This window comes from Brevundimonas sp., from assembly GCF_030704825.1.
GTDB lineage: Bacteria > Pseudomonadota > Alphaproteobacteria > Caulobacterales > Caulobacteraceae > Brevundimonas.
Genome location: NZ_JAUYNX010000025.1, coordinates 1 through 7,598, shown reverse-complemented (window position 1 = coordinate 7,598; position 7,598 = coordinate 1). Strand labels below are relative to the sequence as shown.

Below are 7,598 nucleotides of genomic sequence, written 5' to 3'. Positions count from 1 at the left end.
GGGCGGATGCCGACGATCTCGACTTCCTCGCCGACCTTGACGATGCCGCGCTCGACCCGGCCCGTGACCACGGTGCCGCGGCCCGAGATCGAGAACACGTCTTCCACCGGCATCAGGAACGGCAGGTCCAGCGGACGCGCCGGCTGCGGGATGTAGTCGTCCACGGTCTGCATCAGCTTGATCACCGACTGCTCGCCGATCTCCGGGTTCACCCCGTCGGTCGCGGCCTTGGCCGAACCCGCCGTGATCGGAATGTCGTCGCCCGGGAACTGGTACGAGCTCAGCAGCTCGCGCACTTCCATCTCCACCAGCTCCAGCAGCTCGGCGTCATCCACCAGGTCCACCTTGTTCAGATAGACCACCAGGGCCGGCACGCCGACCTGACGGGCCAGCAGGATGTGCTCGCGCGTCTGCGGCATCGGGCCGTCGGCGGCCGAAACCACCAGGATGGCGCCGTCCATCTGCGCCGCGCCCGTGATCATGTTCTTCACATAGTCGGCGTGGCCGGGGCAGTCGACGTGGGCGTAGTGACGGTTGGCCGTCTCATATTCCACGTGCGCCGTGTTGATCGTGATGCCGCGCGCCTTCTCTTCCGGCGCCGCGTCGATGTCGGCGTAGTTCATCGCCTTGCCGCCGCTGGCCTTGGCCAGAACCATCGTGATCGCCGCCGTCAGCGTCGTCTTGCCGTGGTCAACGTGACCAATCGTGCCGATGTTGCAGTGCGGCTTGTTACGTTCGAACTTTTCCTTGGCCATTCTCTTCTCTCCGTCCCCTGAACAGGGGGCTTGTTCCTAAAATTTCAGGGGGTTGGTTTAGGCGGAATACTTCTTGATCACTTCGTCGGCGACGTGTTGCGGCACCGGCTCGTAGTGGTCGTACTGCATGGTGAAGGCGGCGCGGCCCTGCGACATGCCGCGCAGCGTGTTCACATAGCCGAACATGTTGGCCAGCGGCACGAAGGCGTTCACGACGGTGGCGTTGCCGCGCATGTCCTGACCCTGGATCATGCCGCGACGGCCGTTCAGGTCGCCGATGACCGAGCCGAGATAGTCCTCGGGGGTCACGACCTCGACCGCCATGATCGGCTCGAGCAGCTTGGGCGCGCCCTTGTCCTTCAGTTCGCGGAAGGCGGCGCGGGCCGCGATTTCGAACGCCAGCACGCTGGAGTCGACGTCGTGGAACTTGCCGTCCGTCAGCGTCGCCTTGAAGTCGATCAGCGGGAAGCCGGCCAGCAGGCCGCCGTCCTTGATGGACTCGAGGCCCTTCTGGACGCCCGGGATGTATTCCTTCGGAATCGCGCCGCCCACGATGGCGCTCTCGAACACGAAGCCCGAACCCGGCTCGCCCGGCTCGAAGGTGATCATGACGCGGGCGAACTGGCCCGTACCGCCGGTCTGCTTCTTGTGCGTGTAGTCGATGTCGACCTTGCGGCCGAGCGATTCACGGTAGGCCACCTGCGGCTGGCCGATCGTCGCGTCGACCTTGTAGGTGCGGCGCAGGATGTCGATCTTGATGTCCAGGTGCAGTTCGCCCATCCCCTTGAGGATGGTCTGGCCCGACTCGTGGTCGGTCGAGACGGTGAAGGAGGGATCCTCCGAGGCCAGCTTGGCCAGGGCGACGCCCAGCTTCTCCTGGTCGGCCTTGGTCTTGGGCTCGACCGAGATCTCGATCACCGGCGCCGGGAATTCCATCTTCTCGAGAATGACGGGCGACTTCAGGGGATCGCACAGGGTGTCGCCCGTGCGGGTGTCCTTCAGCCCGGCCAGGGCGACGATGTCGCCGGCGTAGGCTTCCTTGATGTCCTGGCGGTCGTTGGAGTGCATCAGCAGCATGCGGCCGACGCGTTCCTTGCGGTCGCGGCTCGAGTTCAGCAGGCCCATGCCGGTTTCCATCTTGCCGGAATAGATGCGGCAGAAGGTCAGCGAACCGACGAACGGGTCGTCCATGATCTTGAACGCGAGAACCGACAGGGGTTCGTCGTCCGAGGCGCGGCGCACGACCGGCTCTTCCGTCTTGAAGTCGATGCCCGGGGTCGGCGGGATGTCCAGCGGCGACGGCAGATAGTCGACGACCGCGTCCAGCAGCGTCTGCACGCCCTTGTTCTTGAAGGCCGAGCCGCACAGGATCGGATAGAAGGCGCCGGTCAGCACGGCCTTGCGGATGCACTTCTTCAGCACTTCCAGCGAGGGCTCGGCGCCGTCCAGATAGGCTTCCATCGCCTCGTCATCGAGCTCGACGGCGTTGTCGATCAGGTACTGGCGGGCGGCGACGGCCTTGTCCATCAGGTCGTCCGGGATCGGGCCGACGGTGAAGTTGGCGCCCAGGGCGTCGTTGTCCCAGACCACCGAATTCATCGCGACGATGTCGACCAGGCCCGAAAGGGTGTTTTCCGAACCGATCGGGAACTGGATCGGCACGGCCTTGGCGCCCAGTCGGTCGCGGATCGACTGCACCGAGGCGTCGAAGTCGGCGCCGATCTTGTCCATCTTGTTGACGAACACGATCCGCGGCACGCGGTATTTGTCGGCCTGGCGCCAGACGGTTTCGGTCTGCGGCTCGACGCCGGCGTTGCCGTCCAGCACCGTCACGGCGCCGTCGAGCACGCGCAGCGAACGTTCGACCTCGATGGTGAAGTCCACGTGGCCGGGAGTGTCGATGATGTTGAGGCGCTTCTCTTTCCAGAAAGCGGTCGTCGCGGCGGACGTGATGGTGATGCCGCGTTCCTGCTCCTGGTCCATCCAGTCCATGGTCGCGGCGCCGTCGTGGACTTCGCCGATCTTGTGGTTCTTGCCGGTGTAATACAGGATCCGCTCGGTCGTCGTCGTCTTGCCCGCATCGATGTGGGCCATGATGCCGAAGTTGCGGTAGTCCTCGATCTTGTTGAGACGGGCCATGGGAAGCGTGCCTTGAAGTGAGTTCAGGACGCATTTCGCGCCCTCGGGGAGATGTCGGTCTGTGCGGATAAGCGGGCGCGGGCGATTTAGCTCAAACCGCCCGCGCCGGATAGTCTCTAGATAGGCGCCGAACGGGGCGCCTTGAAGGCGTTTACCAGCGGTAGTGGCTGAAGGCGCGGTTGGCCTCGGCCATCTTGTGGGTGTCTTCGCGCTTCTTGACCGCGGTGCCGCGGTTGTTCGAGGCGTCCAGCAGTTCGGCGGCCAGCTTTTCCGTCATGGTGTTCTCGCCGCGCTTGCGGGCGGCGTTGACCAGCCAGCGGATGGCCAGGGCGCGACGGCGATCGGGGCGAACCTCGACCGGCACCTGGTAGGTGGCGCCGCCGACGCGACGCGACCGGACTTCAACGGCCGGGGCCACGTTGTCCAGGGCGGCGTGGAACGTAGCGACGGGCTCCTGTTCCTTCTTCTTGTCGGCCAGGATCTCGAACGCGCCGTAGACGATGTTCTCGGCGACGGCCTTTTTGCCCTCGTACATGACGTAGTTCATGAACTTGGTGACGATCAGATGCTTGTATTTGGGATCCGGCAGAACTTCGCGCTTCTGTGCGCGGTGACGACGTGACATGGGCCTGGCCTTCTAAAGCGGTCTCTGGGGTCCCGGCGAGCCGGGAAAATTCGGGTGGCGGGTCGCTTACTTCGGACGCTTGGCGCCGTAGTGCGAACGGCGCTGCTTGCGGTCCTTGACGCCTTGCGTGTCGAGCACGCCGCGCAGGATGTGGTAGCGAACGCCGGGAAGGTCCTTGACGCGGCCGCCGCGGATCAGGACCACCGAGTGCTCCTGCAGATTGTGGCCCTCGCCGGGGATGTAGCACACGGCCTCGATGCCGGTGGTCAGGCGGACCTTGGCGACCTTACGCAGGGCCGAGTTGGGCTTCTTCGGGGTCGTCGTATAGACGCGGGTGCAGACGCCGCGGCGCTGGGGGCAGCCCTTCAGGGCCGGCACCTTGTTGCGCACCGGCTTGGGTTGGCGCGGCTTGCGGATCAGCTGGTTGATAGTCGGCATGGAGTCTCGGTTCTCTTCAATCGATGGGGGCGTGTGCCTTTCGGCCGGAGCGCCCCGGTGAGCCTTCTTTTCGGACGACGCTGACGCGCCGCCCCGGGTTTGATCTCGAGCCGGAGACACGACCGCCAAACGAAAAAACCGGAACGCGCGCTTCGGGCGTTCCGGCGGGCGCAGCCCGTCCGCTCAATTGTCACGATCCCGGAACCCGGCGAACCGGGAACCTCGAAAGTGGGGGGCTTCTACGCGCGAGGGGGCGCAGGGTCAAGGGCGGCGCGGGCGGATCGTCGGACACCGCGGCTTCTCCACCCGAAGCCGCAATACCGCCACGCTCGCCCCATCCTGTGCGCGCATGACGGGCGGATGGCGATTTCGGGGGCCGGCGTGGGTATGGCCCGCGCGCGCGGAGCGGTGGCGCAAGCCGGCGATCGTGGCCGCATCCGTGTTCGGCCACGTCGCCCTGTTCGCATACCTCGGCCTGCGCTCCATGGGCTTGACCTTGCCCGACCATGCGGACGACTGGGACCCCGTCATCCATATCCAGATGGAGCCGCGCCCGCTGCTGCCCGGCGAGGTCGCGCGGGTCCGGCCGGCCCCCGCCCCGCCGCAGACGATCGAGGCCCCCGCCCTGCCCGGCTCTCCCGCGGCCGACCGCGACCGGCCCTTCCGCGACCCGACCGAGGACGAGGATCGCCCCGCCCCGCCGGCCCCCCGCGTCGGCGCCCCGGCGCCCGGCGCCCCGCCGCCCCCGGCGGGGGTCGAAGGCTGGGCCGTCCGGCCCGAGACCCTGGGCGACCGGGTCGGACGCGGCCTGCGCACCCGCGGCTCCGGCTGCGCCACGCCGGCCCTGCTCAGCGCCGCCGAACGCGCGGTCTGCGACGACCGCTTCGGCCAGCGCGCCGCCGCCGCCGCGCCCATCGACGAGATGAGCGGCAGCCCCTTCGCCGCGGAAGGTGCCCGGCGGCTGGCGCAGTACGAAGCCCGCCGCCGTCCGCTGGCCGGCGGCAGCGGCAACGTCGGCCCCCAGGACGGCCCCGGCTCCAATTTCGGCATGGGCGTCGCGGGCGCGCACCTCGACCCGTCGTTTCGGCCGGATTCGACGCAGAATATCCGCACCGACCGCCGGGACGGTCCGCGCTAGCCGTCAGCTCGCCGCCCGGGCGGCGAAGTCCCGCAACCAGGGCGTCAACGCGCCCGCGCTCAAGCAGCGAGCCGCCGCGCGGCGAGCGACAGCGCGCCCTGAAAAAGAAAAGGGCGGCCCCGTCGCCGGAGCCGCCCTCTTCATTTCAGTCCGGGACCGAAGATCAGCCTTCGCTGCTCTCCAGCTCCAGCGCCAGATCGGCGGGAAGCGGCTCGATGGCCGCCTCGCGCGTCGACGTCAGCTCGGCGTCGCGCTCGTTGGCGATCTTCTGCAGGGCCCGGAGATAGGCGCCCGTGCCGGCCGGGATCAGACGGCCGACGATGACGTTCTCCTTCAGGCCTTCCAGCGTATCGACCTTGCCGTTGACCGAGGCGTCGGTGAGGACGCGGGTGGTCTCCTGGAAGGACGCTGCCGAGATGAAGCTGCGGGTCTGCAGCGACGCCTTGGTGATGCCCAGCAGGACCGGCTGGGTGGTGGCGATGCGGCCGCCGCGCTTCTCGACCTTGGCGTTCTCGAGAACGGCTTCCGCCACCTCGACCGTGTCGCCGCGGATCAGGGTGGTTTCGCCCGAATCCAGGATCTCGACCTTCTGCAGCATCTGGCGAACGATCACCTCGATGTGCTTGTCGTTGATCGGCACGCCCTGCAGTCGGTAGACCTCCTGCACTTCGTTCACGAGATACTCGGCCAGGGCCTCGACGCCCTGGATGCGCAGCAGGTCGTGCGGATCCGGGTTGCCGTCGATGATGTAGTCGCCCTTGTTGATCAGATCGCCGTCGTGGACGGAGATGTGCTTGCCCTTGGGAATCAGGAACTCGACCGCCTCGCCCTGTTCGCCGTCGGCATTCGGCTCGGGGGTGATCTTGATGCGGCGCTTGTTCTTGTAGTCGCGTCCGAATTCGACGCGGCCGTCCATCTCGGCGATGACCGCGCAGTCCTTGGGACGACGGGCTTCAAACAGCTCGGCCACCCGCGGCAGACCGCCGGTGATGTCGCGCGTCTTGGCGCCCTCGGTCGGGACGCGGGCGATGATCTCGCCCGGCTTGACCACGTCGCCGTTGTTCACGGACAGAACCGCGCCCACCGGCAGCAGGTAGCGGGCGTCGGAGCCCGAGGCCAGCTTGGCGTAGGCGTCGCCGGAGGTGACGCCCATGGCCGGACGCAGGTCCGCGCCGCGGGGGCTGGCGCGCCAGTCGCTGACGACGCGCTGGGCGATGCCCGTCGCCTCGTCGGTTTCCTCGCGGACCGACAGGCCCTCGACCAGGTCCTCGAACCGGATCACGCCGCCGACTTCCGTCAGGATCGGAGAGGTGTAGGGGTCCCACTCCGCCAGACGCTGGCTGCGCTTGACCTCGGAACCCTCGACCACCCGCAGACGGGCGCCGTAGGGAATCTTGTGGCTTTCGCGGTCCTTGCCGTCGACCACGATGGTGACGACGACGTTGCGGCTCATGGCCACCAGATCGCCGTGCGCCGCCTTGACGGTCGGGCCGGTGATCTTGGCGACGCCGGGGTTGGTCGCCTCGTAGAACGAGGTTTCCGCCACCTGGGCCGTGCCGCCGATGTGGAAGGTCCGCATCGTCAGCTGGGTGCCGGGTTCGCCGATCGACTGGGCGGCGATGACGCCGACCGCTTCGCCGATGTTGACGTTGGTGCCGCGCGCCAGATCACGCCCGTAGCAATAGGCGCAGATGCCGGCCTCCGCCTCGCAGGTCAGGGCCGAGCGGACCTTGACCGACTGGACGCCGGCGTTGTCGATGACCTCGACCTCTTCCTCTTGCAGATAGGTGTCCGCCGGGAACAGGACGGTGTCGCCGCCCGGCTCCTTGATGTCCTCGGCCGCGTAACGGCCAAGGACGCGTTGACCCAGCGAGACCAGCACGTCGCCGCCTTCGACCACGGCGCGCAGGGTGATGCCCCGCGTCGAGCCGCAATCGTCCTCCGTGACGATCGAGTCCTGCGCCACGTCGACCAGACGACGCGTCAGATAGCCGGAGTTGGCGGTCTTCAGCGCGGTGTCGGCCAGACCCTTGCGGGCGCCGTGGGTGGAGTTGAAGTACTCGAGGACGGTCAGGCCTTCCTTGAAGTTCGAGATGATCGGCGTCTCGATGATCTCGCCCGACGGCTTGGCCATCAGGCCCCGCATGCCGCCCAGCTGCTTCATCTGCGCCTGCGAACCGCGGGCGCCCGAGTTGGCCATCATGAACACCGAGTTGATGTCCGGGGCCTGCCCCTTGGCCAGAACGCGCGGTTGCGCGATCTCGCCCATCATGGCGTCGGCGATCTTGTCCGTGGCCTTGGCCCAGGCGTCGACGACCTTGTTGTACTTCTCACCCTTGGTGATCAGGCCGTCGGCGTACTGTTGCTCGTACTCCTCGACCTGGGTGCGGGTGGCGGCGACCAGCGTGGCCTTGGCGGCCGGGATGACGATGTCGTCCTTGCCGAAGGAGATGCCGGCCTTGGCGGCTTCACGGAAGCCCAGCTGCATCATCTGGTCGGCGAA

At 67.4% G+C, this 7,598-nt stretch carries 5 protein-coding genes and 1 pseudogene; 1 reads left to right on the top strand and 5 read right to left on the bottom strand.

Annotated elements, in window-relative coordinates; all coding sequences use genetic code 11:
* From Q8Q71_RS13500 to rpsL, 4 genes are all read right to left on the bottom strand, one after another.
* A partial coding sequence (locus Q8Q71_RS13500; protein WP_305760122.1) for an elongation factor Tu occupies positions 1–755 on the bottom strand: 755 nt, incomplete at its 3' end.
* A 57-nt stretch (positions 756–812) separates the two neighbouring features.
* The gene (gene fusA / locus Q8Q71_RS13495) at positions 813–2,894 is read right to left on the bottom strand and encodes an elongation factor G (RefSeq protein ID WP_305760121.1); all 2,082 of its coding nucleotides are present in this window, start codon (positions 2,892–2,894) and stop codon (positions 813–815) included.
* A gap of 151 nt (positions 2,895–3,045) precedes the next feature.
* A complete protein-coding gene (rpsG, locus tag Q8Q71_RS13490; RefSeq protein ID WP_305760120.1) occupies positions 3,046–3,519 on the bottom strand; it encodes a 30S ribosomal protein S7 in 474 nt (157 codons plus the stop codon).
* Positions 3,520–3,585: 66 nt separating this feature from the next.
* Entirely contained in the window at positions 3,586–3,957 is a 372-nt protein-coding gene (gene rpsL, locus Q8Q71_RS13485) for a 30S ribosomal protein S12 (protein ID WP_055832311.1), read from the bottom strand.
* A gap of 427 nt (positions 3,958–4,384) precedes the next feature.
* Between rpsL and Q8Q71_RS13480 the strand changes: the two genes are divergently transcribed.
* Positions 4,385–5,095 carry a hypothetical protein gene (locus Q8Q71_RS13480; RefSeq protein ID WP_305760119.1) on the top strand — a complete coding sequence of 237 codons (711 nt, stop codon included), beginning with the start codon at positions 4,385–4,387 and terminating at the stop codon, positions 5,093–5,095.
* A gap of 163 nt (positions 5,096–5,258) precedes the next feature.
* Here Q8Q71_RS13480 and Q8Q71_RS13475 read toward each other — a convergent pair.
* A pseudogene (locus Q8Q71_RS13475) lies at positions 5,259–7,598 on the bottom strand (DNA-directed RNA polymerase subunit beta'); the annotation flags it as partial.

Coding starts and splice junctions, on each gene's coding strand:
- rpsG (WP_305760120.1), bottom strand. CDS start 3,519: ATGTCACGTCGTCACCGCGCACAGAAGCGCGAAGTTCTGCCGGATCCC.
- rpsL (WP_055832311.1), bottom strand. CDS start 3,957: ATGCCGACTATCAACCAGCTGATCCGCAAGCCGCGCCAACCCAAGCCG.
- fusA (WP_305760121.1), bottom strand. CDS start 2,894: ATGGCCCGTCTCAACAAGATCGAGGACTACCGCAACTTCGGCATCATG.